The organism is Mucilaginibacter sp. (genome assembly GCF_028288185.1).
In the GTDB taxonomy this organism is placed as follows: domain Bacteria; phylum Bacteroidota; class Bacteroidia; order Sphingobacteriales; family Sphingobacteriaceae; genus Mucilaginibacter.
Genome location: NZ_JAQBOF010000036.1, coordinates 1 through 20,628, shown reverse-complemented (window position 1 = coordinate 20,628; position 20,628 = coordinate 1). Strand labels below are relative to the sequence as shown.

Annotated in this window: 15 protein-coding genes; 11 read left to right on the top strand and 4 right to left on the bottom strand. The window is 41.1% G+C overall.

Features of this window, described 5'->3' with window-relative positions:
• Window positions 1-94: 94 nt before the first annotated feature.
• The 10 genes from murD (at window position 95) to JWQ34_RS15965 (ending at window position 12,934) form a co-directional block, all read left to right on the top strand.
• Window positions 95-1,483 carry a UDP-N-acetylmuramoyl-L-alanine--D-glutamate ligase gene (murD, locus tag JWQ34_RS16010; protein WP_299358879.1) on the top strand — a complete coding sequence of 463 codons (1,389 nt, stop codon included), beginning with the start codon at window positions 95-97 and terminating at the stop codon, window positions 1,481-1,483.
• A gap of 109 nt (window positions 1,484-1,592) precedes the next feature.
• Window positions 1,593-2,756, top strand: a complete 1,164-nt coding sequence (locus tag JWQ34_RS16005; protein ID WP_299358877.1) for an FtsW/RodA/SpoVE family cell cycle protein — start codon at window positions 1,593-1,595, stop codon at window positions 2,754-2,756.
• Window positions 2,757-2,845: 89 nt separating this feature from the next.
• On the top strand, window positions 2,846-3,961 hold the full coding sequence (gene murG / locus JWQ34_RS16000; protein WP_299358875.1) for an undecaprenyldiphospho-muramoylpentapeptide beta-N-acetylglucosaminyltransferase: 1,116 nt from the start codon (window positions 2,846-2,848) through the stop codon (window positions 3,959-3,961).
• A 51-nt stretch (window positions 3,962-4,012) separates the two neighbouring features.
• Window positions 4,013-5,368: a UDP-N-acetylmuramate--L-alanine ligase gene (murC, locus tag JWQ34_RS15995; protein ID WP_299358873.1), complete on the top strand. Its 1,356-nt coding sequence runs from the start codon at window positions 4,013-4,015 to the stop codon at window positions 5,366-5,368.
• A complete protein-coding gene (locus tag JWQ34_RS15990) occupies window positions 5,361-6,224 on the top strand; it encodes a cell division protein FtsQ (protein WP_299358871.1) in 864 nt (287 codons plus the stop codon). The genes murC and JWQ34_RS15990 overlap by 8 nt, the downstream gene beginning before the upstream one ends.
• Before the next feature lie 2 nt (window positions 6,225-6,226).
• Complete coding sequence (gene ftsA, locus JWQ34_RS15985; protein WP_299358869.1) at window positions 6,227-7,573, top strand: cell division protein FtsA; 1,347 nt, start codon at window positions 6,227-6,229, stop codon at window positions 7,571-7,573.
• Between the two features lie 140 nt (window positions 7,574-7,713).
• The gene (gene ftsZ / locus JWQ34_RS15980) at window positions 7,714-9,336 is read left to right on the top strand and encodes a cell division protein FtsZ (RefSeq protein ID WP_299358867.1); all 1,623 of its coding nucleotides are present in this window, start codon (window positions 7,714-7,716) and stop codon (window positions 9,334-9,336) included.
• Between the two features lie 170 nt (window positions 9,337-9,506).
• On the top strand, window positions 9,507-10,748 hold the full coding sequence (locus JWQ34_RS15975) for an aminotransferase class I/II-fold pyridoxal phosphate-dependent enzyme (protein WP_299358865.1): 1,242 nt from the start codon (window positions 9,507-9,509) through the stop codon (window positions 10,746-10,748).
• A 155-nt stretch (window positions 10,749-10,903) separates the two neighbouring features.
• On the top strand, window positions 10,904-12,445 hold the full coding sequence (locus JWQ34_RS15970; RefSeq protein ID WP_299358863.1) for a VCBS repeat-containing protein: 1,542 nt from the start codon (window positions 10,904-10,906) through the stop codon (window positions 12,443-12,445).
• A 312-nt stretch (window positions 12,446-12,757) separates the two neighbouring features.
• Window positions 12,758-12,934, top strand: a complete 177-nt coding sequence (locus JWQ34_RS15965; protein WP_299358861.1) for a histone H1 — start codon at window positions 12,758-12,760, stop codon at window positions 12,932-12,934.
• 60 nt (window positions 12,935-12,994) lie between these two features.
• On the opposite strand, the gene nhaA is transcribed toward JWQ34_RS15965, so the two are convergent.
• Window positions 12,995-14,167 carry a Na+/H+ antiporter NhaA gene (gene nhaA / locus JWQ34_RS15960; RefSeq protein ID WP_299358860.1) on the bottom strand — a complete coding sequence of 391 codons (1,173 nt, stop codon included), beginning with the start codon at window positions 14,165-14,167 and terminating at the stop codon, window positions 12,995-12,997.
• 88 nt (window positions 14,168-14,255) lie between these two features.
• On the opposite strand from nhaA, the gene JWQ34_RS15955 reads away from it, so the two are divergent.
• Entirely contained in the window at window positions 14,256-16,529 is a 2,274-nt protein-coding gene (locus tag JWQ34_RS15955; RefSeq protein WP_299358858.1) for a glycoside hydrolase family 31 protein, read from the top strand.
• A 160-nt stretch (window positions 16,530-16,689) separates the two neighbouring features.
• On the opposite strand, the gene dnaK is transcribed toward JWQ34_RS15955, so the two are convergent.
• The 3 genes from dnaK to JWQ34_RS15940 form a co-directional block, all read right to left on the bottom strand.
• A complete protein-coding gene (dnaK, locus tag JWQ34_RS15950) occupies window positions 16,690-18,600 on the bottom strand; it encodes a molecular chaperone DnaK (protein ID WP_299358856.1) in 1,911 nt (636 codons plus the stop codon).
• Between the two features lie 290 nt (window positions 18,601-18,890).
• Window positions 18,891-19,529, bottom strand: a complete 639-nt coding sequence (rplQ, locus tag JWQ34_RS15945; protein WP_299358852.1) for a 50S ribosomal protein L17 — start codon at window positions 19,527-19,529, stop codon at window positions 18,891-18,893.
• A 191-nt stretch (window positions 19,530-19,720) separates the two neighbouring features.
• Window positions 19,721-20,628, bottom strand: a 908-nt coding sequence (locus tag JWQ34_RS15940) for a DNA-directed RNA polymerase subunit alpha (protein WP_299358851.1), incomplete at its 5' end; no start/stop codon positions are given.

The following is a 20,628-nucleotide window of genomic DNA, read 5'->3' as shown; positions in this document are numbered from 1 at the left end:
GAAGTCGATGGTCCATAGAAAAAGGATAGATAGATAGATAAAAAAGCAAAAAACGCCTATGGGATATCGACCATGGTCTATGGACTAAAAAAGAATGAACGAAAACATTAACATATCCTATAACTCTCCCTCTCCTTTGGAGAGAGCCGGGGTGAGGCTTGCCATCCTTGGTGCCGGCGAAAGCGGTGTGGGTGCGGCATATCTTGCCCAACAGCAGGGGTATGATGTTTTTGTATCAGACTTTAGTGCCATAGCCCCTCATTATAAAGAGCAGTTAAAGGGTTGGAATATCCGTTTTGAAGAGAACCAACACACCGAAGCCGAAATATTAAACGCGGTTGAAGTTATTAAAAGCCCTGGTATACCTGATAAAGCGCCCATCATCAAAAAGCTAAAAGAAAAAGGTGTGCCGGTTATATCAGAGATTGAGTTTGCGGGGCGATATACCAACGCTAAAATAATAGGTATTACCGGCTCGAACGGAAAAACTACTACGACTAGCTTAACCCATTTTATCCTGAAAAACGCGGGATTAAACGTTGGCCTGGCCGGTAACATAGGCAAAAGCTTTGCCTACCAGGTAGCTACCGAAAAGCATGATTGCTATGTGTTAGAGCTAAGCAGTTTTATGCTGGATGATATGTACCAGTTTAAAACAGATATAGCGGTGTTGTTAAACATCACACCCGATCATTTGGACAGGTATGATTACAAAATGGAAAACTACGCGGCATCAAAGTTCCGTGTAACGCAAAATCAAACAGCTGATGATGTATTTATCTACTGTGCTGATGATGCGGAAACAATAAAGGGAATGGAAGGGCGCAGCTTTAAAGCAAAGCAGTTTCCATTCTCGATAGAAAAAAAAATTGCAACGGGAGCAGATCTCGAAAACGACAATATTGTCATTAACACACCTCAAGAACATTTTGAAATGTCAATTACAGAACTGGCCCTGCAAGGCAAGCACAACATCTACAACTCAATGGCATCTGGCATTGTAGCAAAAGTGCTAGAATTACGCAATGATACCCTGCGCGAAAGCCTGGCCACGTTCAGAAATATTGAGCATAGGCTGGAGTCGATAGGTAAAATATCAGGCATTAGTTTCATAAATGATTCGAAAGCTACTAATGTTAATTCAACCTGGTACGCGTTAGAAAGCATGACCAGTGATGTGGTACTGATATTAGGCGGTGTGGACAAGGGCAATGATTATTCGATGTTGAAAGATTTGGTTAAACAAAAGGTAAAGGCCATAGTTTGCTTAGGTAAAGACAACCAGCGCATCCACGAAGCTTTTGAGGATGTAGTAGATATTATAGTTAATACTTCATCTGCAACAGATGCGGCGCAAGCGGCTTACCATTTGGCAACAAAAGGCGATACGGTATTGCTATCCCCTGCTTGTGCAAGCTTTGATCTGTTTAAAAATTATGAGGATAGAGGTAACCAGTTTAAGGCGGCGGTAAAGGAGCTATAAGCCCCACCCAAACCATCCCCGGTAGGGAGGGCTTAAATGTTAAGAAATGAAGAAATTAAATTATACAATAAAAAAGTCTCCCCTACCTGGGGAGATTTAGAGGGGGCTTATGAACGCAATACTACACAACATAAAAGGAGATCGTTGGATATGGCTTATTGTCATATTGCTTTCGTTGATATCGCTGTTGTCGGTATATAGTGCTATCGGTACGCTGGCTTATAAACGTGGTGTGGGTGCCGAGTCTATTTTGATGAAGCATTTGGCTATGATTATTGGCGGTATTATATTGATGTACATTTCGCATAAACTGGATTACAGGTATTATTCGGGTATATCAAAACTGTTGATGTATATCACCATACCATTGTTGTTGTATACGCTGTTGTTTGGCAGCCATGTTAATGATGCAAGCCGTTGGATAGCCATACCGGGCACCGGTTTAAGCTTCCAGACATCCGATTTGGCTAAGCTGGCATTAATCACGTTCCTTGCCCGCTCCTTATCGCGTAAGCAGGAAAACATTAAGGATGTTAAGCAATCATTCATCCCGATTATGGGGGCGGTTTGTATTGTATTTATATTAATCGCGTTAGCAAATTTATCAACCGCGTTAATGCTTTTTGGTGTTAGTGTTTTACTGTTGATTATTGGCCGTATCAGCATTAAACAAATAGCCATAACCTGTTTAGCTGGAGCGATATTGTTAACCGGGGTTATATTCTTAGGTCCGCGCAGGCATACTTATACCTCGCGTATTCATACATTTTTACATCCTGAAGCTGCTAATCCTGATAAATCGTTCCAGGCAGATCATGCTAAAATAGCTATCGCCACCGGCGGTATATTTGGCAAAGGCCCGGGTAAAAGTAACGAGGTGAATTATTTACCCGAGGCATATTCGGATGAGATCTATGCCATTATAGTAGAAGAATATGGCATGATGGGCGGTATAGCGCTAATATGTATTTACCTGTTCTTGCTATATCGATGTATAAAAATTGTAACCAAAGCACCTAAAGCGTTCGGTGCATTGCTGGCGGCGGGGTTAAGCTTTAGTTTAACCATACAGGCATTTGCTAATATGGCAGTGGCAGTAGGTTTAGGGCCGGTAACAGGTGTACCGTTACCATTTGTGAGTATGGGCGGTACATCCATGTTGTTTACAAGTATAGCGTTCGGTATTATCCTATCGGTTAGCCGCGATATAGAGGATCCGAAAAAAGTGGTAGTAGGCGAAATAAAAGAAGTAGGTAATATGGAGTTAGCATAAACCCCCTAAAGGGAGAACAATAGAGGATAATTAAGAAAGATAAATCAGTGCAATCAATAAAATAATCAGTGCAATCAAATAATAAATCGGTGAAATCTCAAGGTAAAAGAATAATCATTAGCGGTGGCGGTACAGGGGGGCATATCTTCCCGGCTATTGCTATTGCCAACGCTTTGAAAAAACTTGACCCTACCATCGAAATATTATTTGTTGGTGCTATTGGCCGTATGGAAATGGAGAAAGTCCCTGATGCCGGTTATAAAATTATTGGTTTAAACATACAAGGTATACAGCGTAAATCTATTTGGAAGAATTTAATGTTCCCGATTAAGCTGTTTAACAGCGTGAACAAGGCGCTGCAAATAATTAAAAATTTTAAACCCGATGCAGCGGTAGGCGTTGGTGGTTATGCATCCGGTCCGTTATTATACGCAGCGGCATTAAAAGGGATACCGTATTTAATACAGGAGCAAAACTCGTACGCGGGTATAACCAATAAATGGCTAGGTAAAAAGGCCGAAAAGATATGTGTTGCGTTTGATGGGATGGAGCAATTTTTCCCGGCAGCGAAGATTATTAAAACAGGTAATCCTATCCGCAGGGAGTCTGTTGATATCGCCGGTAAAAAAATGCACGCATTGGAGCTGTATAAGTTATCGGCAGAGAAAAAAACCATTATGATTACCGGCGGTAGTTTAGGTGCCCGCACATTAAACAATAGTGTACTGGCCCACCTAGATAAACTAATAGCTGCCGATGTACAACTGATATGGCAAACCGGCAAGTTCTATTACAAAAGCATTATGGAACAATTGGGCGAAAACTATCACCCTAATGTGAAGATAATGGAGTTTGTAAACCGCATGGATCTGGCCTATGCCGCTGCCGATGTAATTATATCAAGAGCAGGCGCGGGCACAATTGCCGAGCTATGCTTGGTGAAAAAACCGGTGATCCTGGTGCCATCGCCAAACGTGGCCGAGGATCACCAGACCAAAAACGCGCTGGCCTTAGTGCATGACCAGGCAGCCATTTTTGTGGCCGACAGGGATGCCGAAGAAAAATTGATTGATAAAGCAATTGCGCTTTTAAATGATAAAGAATTACAAAAGAAATTAAGCGATAATATCGGCAAGATGGCTTTGCCCAATGCTGATGAAGTTATTGCGAAAGAGGTTATACAAATAACAATTAACAACAATTAAATCTTAGCTCTGCCTCCCCGCAAAAGGAGGTAGGGCTTTTTCAAAAAAGAAATGGAATTACGCAACATACAACGGGTTTACTTGATTGGCATAGGCGGCATAGGTATGAGCGGCCTGGCACGCTATTTTGCTCATTTGGGCTGTATTGTTTGCGGTTATGATAAAACACCAACAGACCTTACTGATGAGTTGCGTAACGAAGGTATACAACTATTTTTTGATGACAATAGCGATGGTATCCCAAAAAGCTTTCGTGACCTGGATGATAATACGCTGATAATTTATACACCTGCCATCCCTAAGGATTCGGAGATATTAAACTTCTTCCAAAAGAAAGATTTTGTACTGTGGAAGCGTTCGCAGGTATTGGGTTTGATCAGCAAAGATAAATTTACCATAGCAGTTGCAGGTACACACGGTAAAACTACTACCTCATGCATGGTGGCGCATATCCTGAAAGATTCCGGTAAAGATTGCTCGGCATTTTTAGGGGGTATTGCATCTAACTACCAAACCAATGTATTGTTTGGCAAGAGTGATATTGTAGTGGTCGAGGCTGATGAGTACGACCGGTCGTTCCTGACGTTATACCCTGATATTGCTATAGTAACCTCGATGGATGCAGACCATTTGGATATTTATGGCGACCATGAGCAACTAACCGAATCATTTAAATTATTTGCTTCGCAGATAAAAGAGGGTGGTAAACTCATCCATCGTAAAGGTTTGCCTTTAGATAGTGGTTTTACTTATAGTATTAATGAAGCTGCCGATGCTATGGCTCAAAATATCCGTATTGAAAACGGCAATTTCTGCTTTGATTTTAAACGTGGTGATCTAACTATTGCCAATATAAAACTGGGCATAGCCGGTTTACATAATATTGAAAATGCTGTTGCCGCTACCGAAGCTGCTTTGCTGGTTGGCGTATCTGCTGTTGCTATAAAAAGTGCTTTAGAATCATTTAGAGGCGTAAAGCGCAGGTTTGAGTATATCGTAAAAAACAACAACCATATTTATATTGATGATTATGCGCATCACCCGGAAGAGTTAAGGGCGGCAATTACATCGATTAAAAAATTATATCCAGATAAAAAACTCACAACAATTTTTCAACCTCATTTATTTACCCGTACGCGCGATTTTGTGGACGGCTTTGCCGAGGTTCTGGATATGAGCGATGAACTGCTGCTGCTTGATATTTACCCGGCGCGCGAGCTGCCGATAGAGGGCGTAACATCAGCCATGATATTAGAGCGGATGCATTTGCCCAACAAACAAATATTGGGCAAACAGGAGGCTATTGATAAAGTAATTGCAGAACAACCCGAGCTATTGTTAACCGTTGGCGCGGGCGATATTGATCAGTTAGTACAACCATTAAAAAGTGCTTTAGAAAATGTTTAAAAAACCAATATGGCGCATTATATTATTTAGTTTCATCTGGCTGGTTAGCCTGGGTGGCTTGGTTGTATTGATGAGTTTTATTGAAATAAAAAAGGCCGAAGTGGTTTGCAAGGATGTTAAAATATACATACCTGGCAGCCAGTATTTTATTGATAAAAAAGAGGTAGAAAATATTTTGCAGCTAAGCAGCTTTACACTGATAGGCCGTAAAATAGATAACATTAACCTGCATATTTTGGAGAACAGGTTAAAGGCTAATCCATTTGTTGAATATGCAAAGGTTTATGCGGATATGGATGGCATAATTATGATAGAGATATCTCAGCGCCAACCCATATTGCGGGTAATGAACCAGTTTGACCAGGATTATTATGTTGATAAAAACGGTTTAAAAATTCCGTTATCGGTCAACTTTACCGCGAGGGTATTGGCAGCCAACGGATTTATTGAAGAACCATTTGGCAGCAGGGTAGATACGTTACGTACACTGCTGGCGAAAGACCTTTTTAAAACAGCATTATACATAAGGCAAGATTCGCTTTGGGATGCGCAGATAGCGCAGATCTATGTTAACCAGGATCATGAAATTGAATTGATACCACGCGTAGGCAACCAGCGCATTTTACTAGGTAATGCAGACTCGCTGGAACTGAAGTTTCATAACCTGCTGGCTTTTTACAAACAGGCACTACCACAAGTTGGCTGGGATGCTTACAAACAAATAAATATTAAATACGCCAATCAAATAATCGGGGTAAAAAACACAAAGGCAGATTCGCTTAGAATGAAGCAAATGAAAATTACTACCGATTCAACAAAAAAAGTAAAACAAGACACATCTCTAATAAAACAGTAAATATGGATAAGAGTTCAACACAAGAAAAAAGTTCGCCAATTGTAGTGGGATTGGATATTGGTACCACAAAAATTTGCGCAATTGTTGGCCGCCGCAGCAAAAACGGTAAAATCGAAGTCCTGGGCATTGGCAAGGCCGAATCTGCGGGTGTAACCCGTGGGGTAGTTTCAAATATCGACAAAACCGTACAAGGTATTAGCGCTGCAGTTGAAATTGCGGGCACGCAATCAAATGTAGAAATACGCGTAGTAAACGTAGGTATTGCGGGCCAGCATATTAAAAGCTTGCAGCATCGCGGGTTAATAACCCGTCGCGATCTGCAATCAGAGATAAGCCGCAAGGATATTGACAAACTTGTTGAAGATATGTACAACCTGGTAATGCCTCCGGGCGAGGAGATCATCCATGTATTGCCCCAAGAGTTTACTGTTGATAGCGAGCCGGGTATTAAAGACCCTATAGGCATGGCGGGTGTGCGTCTTGAAGCTAATTTCCATATTATATCGGGCCAGGTTACGGCCATAAAAAACATTGTAAAATGTGTTAACAAGGCACATTTAGAAAGCCAGGAATTGATACTGGAACCATTGGCATCATCAGAGTCGGTATTAAGCGATGAAGAGAAAGAAGCCGGTGTGGTACTGGTTGATATTGGTGGTGGTACTACCGATCTGGCTATTTTCCACGAAGGTATTATCCGTCATACTGCCGTTATTCCATTCGGCGGTAACAGTGTTACCGAGGATATTCGCGAAGGCTGCTCTGTAATGCGCAACATTGCCGAGCAATTAAAGATACGTTTCGGATCAGCTTTAGCTGAAGAAAATAAAGAAAATGAGATTGTGTGTGTGCCGGGTTTGCGCGGACGTGAGCCTAAAGAAATATCAGTGAAAAACCTGGCGTTTGTTATCCAGGCCCGTATGGAAGAGATTGTAGAGCATGTGTATTATGAGATCAAATCATCAGGCTATGAGAAAAAATTAATTGCCGGTATTGTGATAACGGGTGGTGGCGCGCAATTAAAACATCTGCCGCAAATGGTCGAGTTTGTTACCGGGTTAGATTGTCGTGTAGGTTACCCTAACGAGCACCTGGCCAAGAACGAAGTATTGCCTAAGAATATTTATGAAGAGCTGCAAAGCCCAACTTTTGCAACCGGTATTGGCCTGTTGATAAAAGGTATTCAGAAAATGGAATACACCGGCGTTGTAGAAACACCTGCCGAAGTAAAAGTGGATAAAGGCACCAAATATGCCGAGGATAAAAAGTATGGTCTGTTTGGTAAAATATTAGAGAGCGGAAAGAAATTTATTAAGGACGATATTAAAGACGAGGACTTTTTAAAATAGACAAAAAGACATACTTATCAACAACGTTCATTTTTTCCACATTGTACACATTTGTGGAAAAAGGTTGTTGAAAAAGTGCTAATATTACAATGGTTAAATGTTAAATTTCGTCAAGTCACATATAGCTGAAAATTAGGATTATGCAATTTGAGATGTTAAAAGAAAAGTCGTCCATCATCAAGGTAATTGGTGTTGGCGGCGGCGGTGGTAATGCAGTAAACCACATGTACAAGGCAGGTATTACGGGGGTTGATTTTATAATCTGTAACACTGATGCACAAGCATTAGAGTTAAGCCCTATACCCAATAAAGTACAATTAGGCGCAAGCTTGACAGAAGGTATGGGCGCAGGCTCAATACCCGAGGTTGGAAAAAATTCGGCTATTGAAAACATTGACGATATTAAACAAATGCTGGGTGTTAATACCAAAATGTTATTTATAACAGCAGGTATGGGCGGTGGTACGGGTACAGGTGCAAGCCCTATCATTGCCAAAGCAGCACGCGAGATGGACATACTTACCGTAGGCATTATAACTACACCTTTCTCTTTCGAAGGCAAACGCCGTAAAATGCAGGCCGAAGAAGGAATGGAAGAATTAAAAAAATATGTTGATTCATTCCTGGTAATATCAAACGACAGGCTGCGCCAGATCTTCGGTAATTTAACCTTAGGATCGGCATTTGCGCAGGCTGATGATATTTTAACTACAGCGGCCAAAGGCATCGCAGAGATCATAACATTACCCGGCTATATAAACGTTGACTTTAAAGATGTGCGCACTGTAATGAAAGACAGCGGCGTATCTATCATGGGTAGCTCGGCAGCCGAAGGCGAGAACCGTGCTTTACGCGCGGTTGAAGGCGCTTTATCATCGCCATTATTAAAAGATAATGAAATTGAAGGCGCACGTTATATCCTATTAAACATCAGCTCGGGCGAGAAAGAAGTAACCATGGATGAGGTAAGTATTATTACCGATTACATCCAGGAAGAAGCCGGCCTTGCTGCTGACCTGATCTGGGGTAACTGTCGTGATGAGAATTTGGGCGATAAATTATCAGTAACTATTATAGCTACCGGTGTCCAAACCAAGGATGAGCGTGAAAAAGAGCATAGCAGCAAGAAAATTGTTTCCATGCTGGTTCCTGATGCGCCTTTGGTTAGACCTGTAAACGAATTTATCAATCACGTAAGCGAAGGCACAACTGCCGAGCCTTATATGAAGGGCCAACCACAACAACAAAAAGAAGAACAAAAACAAACCGGGTTATTTGATCTGTTTGCTGCAGAACATGCAGAAGAACAAGAGCCGGCTATTATTAAATATAATTTCCAGGAAGTTGAAGAGCAGCCAATAGGCGAGAACGAAACCGAATTGCCGGAGTTTACTTTCAAACTGGCTGAGCCTGAGATGGAAACTATCATCAACTTTGAAGCAGCGGTGGTAGAAAAAATAGCTGAGCCGGAACCTGAACCGGTTGCAAGTGCTGACGAGCATAAAACAGACGAATCTATAGAGGAGCAATTGCGCAAATCTCGCGAACGTATTATGCGTTTAAAAGATTTGAGCATGAAACTACGCAGCGGTAACATACAGGAGCTGGAAAATGTACCAGCTTATAAACGTAAGGAAGTGGCTTTACAGGAAACTCCTTCATCTGATGAAAGCCAGGTGTCACGTTTCTCTTTATTGCCTGATAGTGAAGGTAAAATAGAGATTCGCGACAGCAACTCATTCTTACACGATAACGTAGATTAAGTATTAGGTTATGGTTCATGGATCATAGTAATAGGGAGATGCTTAAATAAGTGTCTCCCTATTTTGCATTATAAAATGCTGCAAATAGCTACCAACCATTAACTATGAACTATTAACAAACCACATAAAACCTTATATTTGCAATTCGAAAACGATTAATAAGAGTACATTTGGATTTATTTGATAAAATAACAAGTAGTATGGGCGGTCCTCTCGGACAGCACCAAAAATGGTCGCATGGCTATTTTTCATACCCTAAGTTAGAAGGCGAGATAGGCCCGCATATGCAATTCAATGGGAAAGAGCATTTAGTGTGGAGCTTGAATAATTATTTAGGATTAGCTAATCATCCCGAAGTTAGAGAAGCAGATACACAAGCTGCTGCCGATTACGGAATGGCGTACCCTATGGGTGCCCGCATGATGTCTGGCAACACTAAACATCACGAAGAGCTTGAAAATGGCTTGGGTAAATTTGTAGGCAAACAAGACGCGTTTTTATTGAATTATGGCTACCAGGGGATGGTATCTATTATTGATTCGCTGGTTAACCGCAATGATGTTATAGTTTATGATGCCGAGTCGCACGCCTGTATTATTGATGGTTTGCGTTTGCACATGGGTAAACGCTTTGTTTACCGCCATAATGATTTAGAAAGCTGCGAAAAGCAATTGGAGCACGCTACCCGCTTGGTTGAACAAAATGGTGGTGGTATATTATTAATTACCGAAGGTGTTTTTGGCATGTCAGGTGCGCAAGGTAAATTAAAAGAGATCATCGCGCTTAAAGATAAATTCAATTTCAGGATATTGGTTGATGATGCGCATGGTTTTGGTACCATGGGTAAAACCGGCGCCGGTACACACGAAGAACAAGATTGTATTGATGGGGTAGATGTGTACTTTGGTACATTCGCCAAATCAATGGCAGGTATTGGCGCGTTCGTTGCAGGCGACAAACACGTAATTGATTATTTACGCTATAACATGCGTTCGCAGATATTTGCAAAGGCACTCCCAATGCCAATGGTACTGGGCTTAAAAAAACGTTTCGAGCTGCTTAAATCTCAGCCCCAATTGCGCGAAAAATTATGGCAAATAACCAACGCGCTGCAAAAAGGCTTGAAAGAACGCGGCTTTGACCTGGGCGTTACCAATACCATGGTTACCCCTGTATTTTTAAAAGGCGACCTGTATGAAGCTACATCATTAACCCGCGATCTGCGCGAAAACTACGGCATATTCTGCTCGATAGTTATATACCCTGTTATACCTAAGGGATTAATATTGCTTAGGTTAATACCTACCGCCGCACATTCACTTGACGATGTACAACGTACATTGGATGCTTATAGTGAAATGGGCGAAAAGCTAAAAGCAGGGCATTATCGCGAAAGGCTTGCCGAAGTTTAATGAAATATAACTTTTGGGTATAAAATAGTTGCCATCTCTTAACAGAGGTGGCATTTTTGTTTTATATATTTTAATATCTTTATAACCAAACCCAGTTAAGATCAGTTCTTATGCGACTATCCAATAAAACAACCGTTATTGCATTGCTTGCTCTAATGGTTGTAATACTTGTTCAATGCACAAGCTCAACCAATGATACGCCCCCGGCAACTAAGCCAACAGAATTTAGTGAAGATGATGTGAGTAAGGGACAAGAAATGGCTGCACAATATTGTCAATCATGCCATAAATTGCCAGATCCATCATTATTGGACAAAGAAACATGGGCTCGCCACGTGCTACCGGCCATGCGCTCATACCTGGGTATCCATTTGGATGCTCCTGCCGGCCGCGTGCCCAACCCGGTAGATGATGAATATTACCAGGCCACCCAGCCTACAATAACTCCTGCACAATGGAAGCAGTTAGGTGCATACTATATTACCAAGTCTCCCGAACATTTACCTCCGCTACATCAGGCTACACCTATACATCAATTACCTTTTTTTGCGATACAACCCACCCCTGCCGAATGGGTTTCAACACAGTCGTTAACATCATACGTCAAAATTGATGAAAGTGTAGTTCCTCACCGCCTTATTGTATGCGATGGCCTAACCAACAGGTTAATTATTTTGAATGATAAAGTACAAACAATTAAGTCATCCATATTAGATGGCCCTATAGTAGATTTGTTGTTTAAAAAAAATAAAATTATCGCAACTACTATTGGTCCAGACTTAGCGGCAAATAATTTCAAAGTGGGCAATATCAGAGAGATCAATATTGATAAAAAAGGCACAGTTACACCACAAGCCAAGCCTATCTTTCAGCAGTTAAGTCGCCCGGTATCAGTTGATATGGTCGATCTTAACATGGATGGAAAGAAAGATTACCTTATTGCGCAGTTTGGCAAAATGATAGGAAGGCTAAGTTGGTTTGAAGGATTTGGAAAGAATAGTAAAGAGCATATATTAAGAGATAAGCCCGGATGCCTAAAAACTATTGTTGATTATGGTAACAACAGTAAGCGTCCGGACATTTGGGCGCTTTTTTCGCAAGGCGATGAAGGTGTTTTTTTATATACCAATGATGGTAAAGGCAATTTTGAAGAAAAACGAGTGTTAAGTTTTCCGCCATCTTATGGTTCAACTTCTTTTGATTTGGTTGACTTTAATGGCGATGGATTTAAAGATATCATATATACCTGCGGTGACAATGCCGATTTTAGCCAGATATTAAAGCCATATCACGGCGTATACATCTACTTAAATGACGGTAAGAACAATTTCACCCAAAAGTATTTTTATGCTATATATGGTTGCTCTAAAGCTATTGTGAAAGATTTTGATGGTGATGGCGACCTGGATATTGCTACCATTAGCGAATTTCCGGGACATAAAGAAACCTGGGAAGCATTTGTTTATTTTGAAAACAAGGGTAATCTTAAGTTTCAGACGTATACTTTACCATTAACCACACGATTTACAAGGGGCATGACAGTGGACGCTGCAGATATAGATGGCGATGGTAAGACCGATCTGTTACTGGGGGCGGGCTTTGCCGCCGATAATATAGATGGCCCGGATAAGCAACCGCTATTTATGGTATTAAAAAACATAAGCCCTGGTACGGGCAAAGCCATTAAAAGTAAATAGCAAATCTTCGGTATTTTTTCGTCAGCAGGTTTTTATTTGTTGATTTACTGTTTTTGCAAATTAAATAGTATAACGTTTATTTTTAGGCTATTGCGGCCTAAAATGTATCGATATTATTTAAAAAGAAAATTTATTATAATATTGATAATAGGTTATCTTTTCAAGCTATTATTCTGAAGTTGAACGACCTTAGAAATGTGGAAAAAAAACACCGTTATAGGCTGTTTTAAGTATTTTTTTTTCAGAGAAAACATTTTAGCTTAGCTTTTACAAAAACAAAAAACCTCGTCAATATTTTAAAGGAGAAATTAAATGAAAAAATTCACTGAAGTAAAAGAGTTGATCGCTTCGCTTGAAGCTGATGCCGACAAGTTTTACAACAAGGGTAACAGTGCAGCCGGTACCCGCGTTCGCAAAGGAATGCAAGACCTGAAAAATCTGGCACAATCTATTCGCCTGGAAGTTCAGGAAGCAAAAAACAAAGCATAGGGTATTTCTACGCTTATTATAAAAACCCGGCTGCACGCAGCAGGGTTTTTTTATGCCTTTTTAATTTGACAACTTTGCAGTCAATACGGATTTCAAATACACAAACCCTACCCCACCCGCTACTACTGAAGCTATTAAAATAGCAAACTTAGCCTCCGTATTATGCACCGAACTACCAAAGGATAGCAGCGATATAAATAGCGACATGGTAAAGCCAATCCCCGCCAATAAACCCATTCCGGAAATATGTTTCCAGGAGATCTGATCAGGCAATGAGCCTACTTTAAATTTTACAATAAGCCAGGCAAACAGCATTATGCCTATCGGCTTACCAAATAGTAGCCCTAAAATTATACCCAAGCCTAATATACCCATAATACCGTTAACCATATTGCTTTCAAAGTGGATATTGGTATTTGCTAACGCAAACACGGGCATAATTATAAAGTTAACCGGCGTATTTAATTGGTGCGCCAATTTTTCAAGGATAGGTCCTTTTTTGGAGCTTACAGGTATGGCTAATGCTGTTAATACCCCGGCGATTGTAGCATGTATACCCGAGTGATGGATAAAGTACCATAGCATTATCCCCGGAATAATATAAAATGCCAAATGCTTTACGCCTAACTTATTCGTCAACAATAAAAGCAAAAATATGCCCGCGCCAATTGCAAAGTAGAGCCAATGTAAGGTAGTCGAGTAAAATATGGCGATGACAACAATAGCCAGCAGATCATCAACTACCGCCAAAGTAGATAGTAAAACTTTTAACGCGGGTGGCACTAGTTTACCTAATAAGGATAACACGCCCAATGCAAAAGCAATGTCCGTAGCCATTGGGATAGCCCAGCCTGCCGATGTATTCTTACCATAATTGAAAATAAAAAATATCAACGCCGGAACTACCGCCCCACCAACCGCGGCAAATATCGGCACCGCCGCAATTTTAAAGCTGGATAAATGCCCGCCGATGATCTCGCTTTTGATCTCTAACCCTATCAGGAAAAAGAAGATAGCCATTAAGCCATCGTTGATCCAGTTTAGTAGCGAATATTTTAGTTCGATACCTGATGACTCATAACCAAACTTAAACGATAGCAGATTAGCAAAGCTTTGGTTGGCTGATGTATTGGCTATAATTAAAGAAGTGATTAGACATAAAATTAATATCACACCGCTGGCTTGTTCTGATTTAATAAATTCTGAAAAGGCGTTATTGGTGCGTTTTATCATGATGGCTAGTAATCGTCCTAAATATAAGTATATCCTTTTTATCTCTCCTTTCCCAAACTAAAAAAACGATATTGCTGTTCTATAAAATATGCAGCTAGAAATATTAGGCAATGCCGATATCGTTACCGAGCAAAATGGCGCGTTAGTTATTAAAACCCGGCAAGCCGAGGCGCGGGTTTGGGTGTATAGCCCTACTATTATTCGGGTTTGTATCAGCAAGGATTTTAGTGGTTTGGATGAATCACTCGCGGTGATAGAAAAGCCGCTGGATGACTTTACCTGGCAACATTTGACTGATATAGTTGAATTAACTACGTCAGCATTAAAATTGATCATCAACCTAAAGCCTTTACGCTTTAATTTTTATGCAGCAAATGGCCAACCGCTAAGCGAGGACGACCAACGTTTTGGCACCAACTGGCAGGGCGATCGGGTTATTAATTATCGCAAATTGTATGCTGATGAAAAGTTTATCGGCCTAGGCGAAAAGGCAGGCGATCTGAACCGTCGTGGCTGCAATTATGTAAATTGGAACACGGATGCCGCCATGCACACCATCACAACAGATCCATTGTATAAAACCTTCCCGTTCTTTATCGGCCTGCATAACGGGTTAACTTATGGCTTGTTTTTCGATAATACCCATAAAAGCTATTTCGACTTTGGCGCTACTACCGCTGAGCAAATGAGCTGGTTCGGGGCCGATGGCGGTGATATGAATTATTATTTCTTCGGTGCGCAGGGCGTACGGAATATTCTGGAAGATTATACGTGGCTAACCGGGCGCATGGAAATGCCACCGCTATGGAGTTTGGGCTATCAGCAATGCCGGTGGAGCTATATGAGCGCTGATGAAGTATTGGATGTTGCCAGAAAGTTCAGGGAGAAGAACATTCCTGCCGATGTAATGTATTGTGATATTGATTACATGGATGGTTATAAGATCTTTACCTGGAACAAGGAGACTTTTCCCGATCCAAAAGGAATGATAGATGAACTAAAAGCCATGAACTTTAGACTGGTAACTATAGTAGACCCCGGAATAAAAATAGATGAGAACTACAATGAATATAAAGAAGGTGTAGACAAACACTACTTCGCCACCTACCCTAACGGCGAATTATACACCGCCAGCGTTTGGCCGGGCCGCTGCCATTTTCCGGATTTTTTAAACGAGGATGTGCGCGATTGGTGGGGCGCATCATTTAAAGCGTTAACCGACCCCGGCGTTGAAGGTTTTTGGAACGATATGAATGAGCCTGCCGCCTGGGGACAAAACATACCCTGGCTGGTGAAGTTCGGCGATAAGTTTATGCCCGAGATCCGCAACGTCTACGGCATGCAAATGGCAAGGGCCACTTATAACGGCACTAAAGGCCTTTTAAATAACAAACGTCCATTTATACTCACCCGTGCCGCTTATGCCGGTACGCAGCGTTATTCGGCGGTTTGGACGGGTGATAACGCCGCTACAGATGAACACATGCTATTCGGCCAACGGTTGGTTAATAGTTTGGGGTTGACAGGAATGTCATTGATCGGGGTAGATATTGGGGGGTTTATGGGTAATCCTACACCCGAGCTGATGGTTAGGTGGAACTCGCTTGGCCCGTATACGCCTATGTACCGTAACCATGCAGCTTTGGGCATGAGTATGCGCGAGCCCTGGCAATGGGGCAAAGCCTATGAGCAGGTCATTAAAAAAGACATTGAGCAGCGGTATAAGTTATTGCCATACATTTATTCGGGTTTTTACCAATCTACCCAAACCGGCCTGCCTTTAAGCCGTACATTGGCTATTGATTATACAACTGATGAAAACGTGTTCGACACCAAATATCAGAACCAGTTTTTGTTTGGCGACTCAATATTAGTAGCGCCGATCATCAGTACGGTTGAAAGCGTTGATGTTTATTTGCCAGTAGGCGATTGGTATAGGTTAAGCACAGATGAAAAGTTTGCCGGAGGGCAAGTTGTAAATATTTCATGTCCGCTAACTGATCTGCCGGTATTTGTAAAAGCAGGTGGAATTATCCCCATGCAAAATGTGATACAGAGTACTAATGAGGCCGGGGATGGTGTTTTACTTATCCATGTTTGGAACGGCGATGAGGCTAGCGAGTTTGTTTTTTATGAGGATGATGGGACATCTTATGATTATCAAAGCGGAGTTTATTATAAAAGAGTTATAAGCTTTGATCCGCAAAAAAGAGAAGTGGTGTTTGGTTTGGTTGAAGGGAGTTTTGTTTCTAAACATTCAAAAGTGCAGGTGGTTTGGCATGGGTTTGAGGGTGATAGTAAGGTTGGGATGGAGAATAATAATCAATCATTCACAATATCATATTCATATTTGTCATTCTGAGTTATAAAATTCCAATGGGACTTTAAAGATAAAATAACATGTTACGCTTCAAGTAAATTTAACATTTTACAACATGTCATGGGTAGCAAAAACAGTATAAAACAAAAAAGCCCTGTTCTGATCTAGCAGAACAAGGCTTTTACTAATATATATTGAGAAATTATTTGCTGTCGTCTTTTACTTCTTCAAAGTCAACGTCAGTTACGGTGTCAGAGTGATCTTGCGGACCTGCTCCGGCGCCTGCATCACCTGCTGGCTGGCCACCTTCGGCAGATGCTTTGTACATCTCTTCAGAGGCTGCTGTCCAGGCAGTATTCAACTCGGCTTGAGCAGTATCTATATCAGCTAAGTTTTTAGACTCATAAGCAGCTTTCAATTTGGTTAAACCTTCTTCTATAGGTGCTTTTTTATCAGCCGGTAATTTATCACCAAACTCTTTCAATTGTTTCTCTGTCGAGAAGATCAAGGCGTCAGCGCTATTCAGTTTTTCAACTTCTTCTTTTGCTGCTTTGTCAGCATCAGCGTTAGCTTCAGCTTCATCCTTCATTTTCTTGATCTCGGCATCGGTTAAACCTGATGATGCTTCAATACGGATCTTTTGCTCTTTACCGGTAGCTTTATCTTTAGCCGATACATGTAATATACCGTTGGCATCAATATCAAAAGTTACTTCAACCTGTGGTACACCACGCGGCGCAGGTGGCAATCCATCTAAATGGAAACGGCCAATGGTACGGTTACCTTGTGCCATAGGGCGCTCGCCTTGCAAAATGTGTATCTCAACAGACGGTTGGTTATCAGAAGCGGTAGAGAATGTCTCTGATTTTTTGGTCGGGATAGTTGTGTTCGATTCGATCAATCTGGTCATTACACCACCCATTGTTTCAATACCTAATGATAGCGGGGTAACATCTAACAACAATACATCCTTAACTTCGCCGGTTAACACACCACCTTGTATAGCGGCACCAATAGCAACAACCTCATCCGGGTTAACACCTTTTGATGGCGCTTTACCAAAGAATTTTTGTACCGCATCTTGTATAGCAGGGATACGAGTTGAACCACCTACCAAAATAACCTCGTCAATATCGCTAACGCTGTAACCTGCATTTTTCAATGCTGTTTTACAAGGGGCAATAGTACGTTTGATCAAGCTGTCGGCCAATTGCTCAAACTTAGCACGTGTTAAAGTTTTAACCAAGTGCTTAGGCTGGCCATCGGCAGCAGTGATGTATGGTAAATTAATTTCTGTTTGTGTCGAACTTGATAATTCAATTTTAGCTTTCTCTGCAGATTCTTTTAAACGTTGCAAAGCCATTGGATCTTTACGCAAGTCAACACCTTCATCGCTTTTAAATTCGTCTGCCATCCAGTCGATAATTACCTGGTCAAAGTCATCACCACCTAAGTGTGTATCACCATCAGTTGATTTTACTTCGAACACGCCATCGCCTAACTCCAAGATAGACACGTCATGCGTACCACCACCGCAATCAAATACGGCAATTTTCATATCCTTGTGTGCTTTGTCCAAGCCATAAGCAAGGGCAGCAGCAGTAGGCTCGTTAATGATACGACGAACTTTTAAGCCTGCAATTTCACCGGCCTCTTTAGTAGCCTGGCGTTGTGCATCATTAAAGTAAGCCGGCACGGTAATAACCGCTTCGGTAACTTCATGGCCCAAAAAGTCTTCGGCAGTTTTCTTCATTTTCTGAAGGATCATTGCAGAGATCTCTTGTGGCGTGTATTTACGATCGCCAATTTCTACACGTGGTGTATTGTTATCGCCTTTTACTACCGTATAAGGCATACGATCTGCTTCTTTAGTAACCTCATTAAACTGGTTACCCATGAAGCGTTTAATAGATGAAATAGTTTTTGTAGGATTTGTAATAGCCTGACGTTTGGCAGGGTCTCCCACTTTACGCTCGCCGTTGTCGATAAAAGCCACTACTGACGGCGTAGTACGTTTTCCCTCGCTGTTTGCTATAACTACAGGTTCATTACCTTCCATTACAGCAACACACGAGTTTGTTGTTCCTAAGTCGATTCCAATTATTTTAGACATATGATTATATTTTTCTTGATTGTTTATACTACCTTATTAACAATGCATGTGCCAATTTGGGTTTGGCAGTTTTTTTAGGCAATTGCTGTAAAAGGTGGTAATATTTAGTCAGAATGCTGTCTTATTGTGGTGACAGGTTGGCAGAAAATTAGTGTAATGGTCTCAATTATAGAGACTCAATATTTTGCATCTTTTATACGGCATTAAACAAAAAAACGCCCCACTCAAATGAGCAGGGCGTTTTTAATATTATTTAAAGTCTCCCCTACCGGAGGAGATTTAGAGGGGGCTTATTCGCCTTTTTCTGCGTTTTCTTCGTCAGCAGTTGGTGCTTCAGGAGCTTCTTCAACAGCTGGTGCAGCTTCTTCTGCTACCGGTGCTTCAACTTCTGCCTTAGCAACTGGAGCTTCTGCTACAGCTATGTCCTCAACAGGTGCTTCTGCAACTGCTAATTCATCAGCAGGAGTTACTGCAGCGCTTGCAGCAGGTGCGTCAGTTTTTGCTTTACCAGAACCACCACGACGACGTGTTGATTTCTTAGCGGCTTGTGCTGCGTCTGTACCGTAAACTGTGTTGTAATCAACTAGCTCGATGATTGCCATTTCAGCGTTATCGCCTAAACGATTTTCTAATTTAACGATACGAGTGTAACCACCCGGGCGGTTAGCAATTTTCTCAGCAATTTCGCGGAAAAGGATAGTTGTTGCGTCTTTGTCTTGCAGGTAGCTAAATACGGTACGACGTGAGTGCGTAGTATCATCTTTACCTTTTGTTAGTATTGGTTCTACATAAACGCGTAAAGCTTTAGCTTTAGCTAATGTAGTAGTGATACGCTTGTGTAAAATAAGCGAAGTAGCCATGTTACTCAGCATCGCTTTGCGGTGACTGGTGGTGCGGCCTAAGTGGTTGTGTTTTTTACCGTGTCTCATTGTTTTGTTGTTTGTGGCACGTGCATACCGTTGGGCGGCTTTTCAGTCAAGCCCGCGGAATTATGCAAATACTCCGTTAAAAAATTGTGTTTGGAGTTAGTGAGATCGCCTCACTGTAACTACTCTTTTATAGATTTAAGAGTTAAGAATCAGGATACAAGATTCTGATTCTTAACTCTTGACTCTATTTATTAATCTTCGTCTAATTTAAATTTCGACAAGTTCATGCCGAAAGATAAACCTTTTGATTTAACCAGGTCCTGAATTTCAGTCAATGATTTTTTACCAAAGTTTCTGAATTTCAACATATCTGCTACGTCATAAGATACCAGGTCAGCCAGGCTGCGGATATCAGCTGCTTTTAAGCAGTTTAATGCACGTACTGAAAGATCAAGATCAACTAATTCAGTTTTAAGGATCTTACGCATGTGTAAAATTTCCTCGTCAACTTCTTTAGTTTCTTCTTTAGCTTGCGCTTCTAACATCATGTTCTCGTCGCTAAACAACATAAAGTGCTGGATCAGGATCTTAGCAGCTTCTTTCAGCGCGTCTTCAGGATGAATAGAACCATCTGTAGCAATATCCAATACTAATTTCTCGTAATCGGTTTTTTGCTCTACACGATAGTTTTCAATAGTGTATTTTACGTTTTTGATCGGGGTGTAAATAGAATCAATAGCTATTACACCAACATTCGCATCCGGATTTTTATTTTCTTCGCTTGCAACGTAACCACGGCCTTTATTGATCGTGAATTCAATTTCAAGCGTTACTGATGAATCCATGTTACAGATAACTAAATCAGGATTTAAAACTGTAAAGTTATTTGAGAACTTAGTTATATCACCAGCATTAAAAGTATCCTGACCATTGATGATCACGAAAACTTTTTCACTGTCGCCAGACTCACCTGTCTTTTTAAACCTAACTTGTTTTAAGTTTAATATGATCTCGGTAACGTCTTCAACAACTCCTTTTATAGTTGAAAACTCATGCATTACGCCTGAGAAACGTACAGAAGTAATTGCATAACCTTCAAGCGATGAAAGTAATATACGACGTAGCGCATTACCAATGGTTATACCAAAGCCTGGTTCTA

Coding starts and splice junctions, on each gene's coding strand:
- JWQ34_RS15955 (WP_299358858.1), top strand. CDS start 14,256: ATGCAGCTAGAAATATTAGGCAATGCCGATATCGTTACCGAGCAAAAT.
- JWQ34_RS15965 (WP_299358861.1), top strand. CDS start 12,758: ATGAAAAAATTCACTGAAGTAAAAGAGTTGATCGCTTCGCTTGAAGCT.
- ftsZ (WP_299358867.1), top strand. CDS start 7,714: ATGCAATTTGAGATGTTAAAAGAAAAGTCGTCCATCATCAAGGTAATT.
- JWQ34_RS15990 (WP_299358871.1), top strand. CDS start 5,361: ATGTTTAAAAAACCAATATGGCGCATTATATTATTTAGTTTCATCTGG.
- JWQ34_RS16005 (WP_299358877.1), top strand. CDS start 1,593: ATGAACGCAATACTACACAACATAAAAGGAGATCGTTGGATATGGCTT.
- dnaK (WP_299358856.1), bottom strand. CDS start 18,600: ATGTCTAAAATAATTGGAATCGACTTAGGAACAACAAACTCGTGTGTT.
- ftsA (WP_299358869.1), top strand. CDS start 6,227: ATGGATAAGAGTTCAACACAAGAAAAAAGTTCGCCAATTGTAGTGGGA.
- rplQ (WP_299358852.1), bottom strand. CDS start 19,529: ATGAGACACGGTAAAAAACACAACCACTTAGGCCGCACCACCAGTCAC.
- murC (WP_299358873.1), top strand. CDS start 4,013: ATGGAATTACGCAACATACAACGGGTTTACTTGATTGGCATAGGCGGC.
- JWQ34_RS15970 (WP_299358863.1), top strand. CDS start 10,904: ATGGTTGTAATACTTGTTCAATGCACAAGCTCAACCAATGATACGCCC.
- nhaA (WP_299358860.1), bottom strand. CDS start 14,167: ATGATAAAACGCACCAATAACGCCTTTTCAGAATTTATTAAATCAGAA.
- murD (WP_299358879.1), top strand. CDS start 95: ATGAACGAAAACATTAACATATCCTATAACTCTCCCTCTCCTTTGGAG.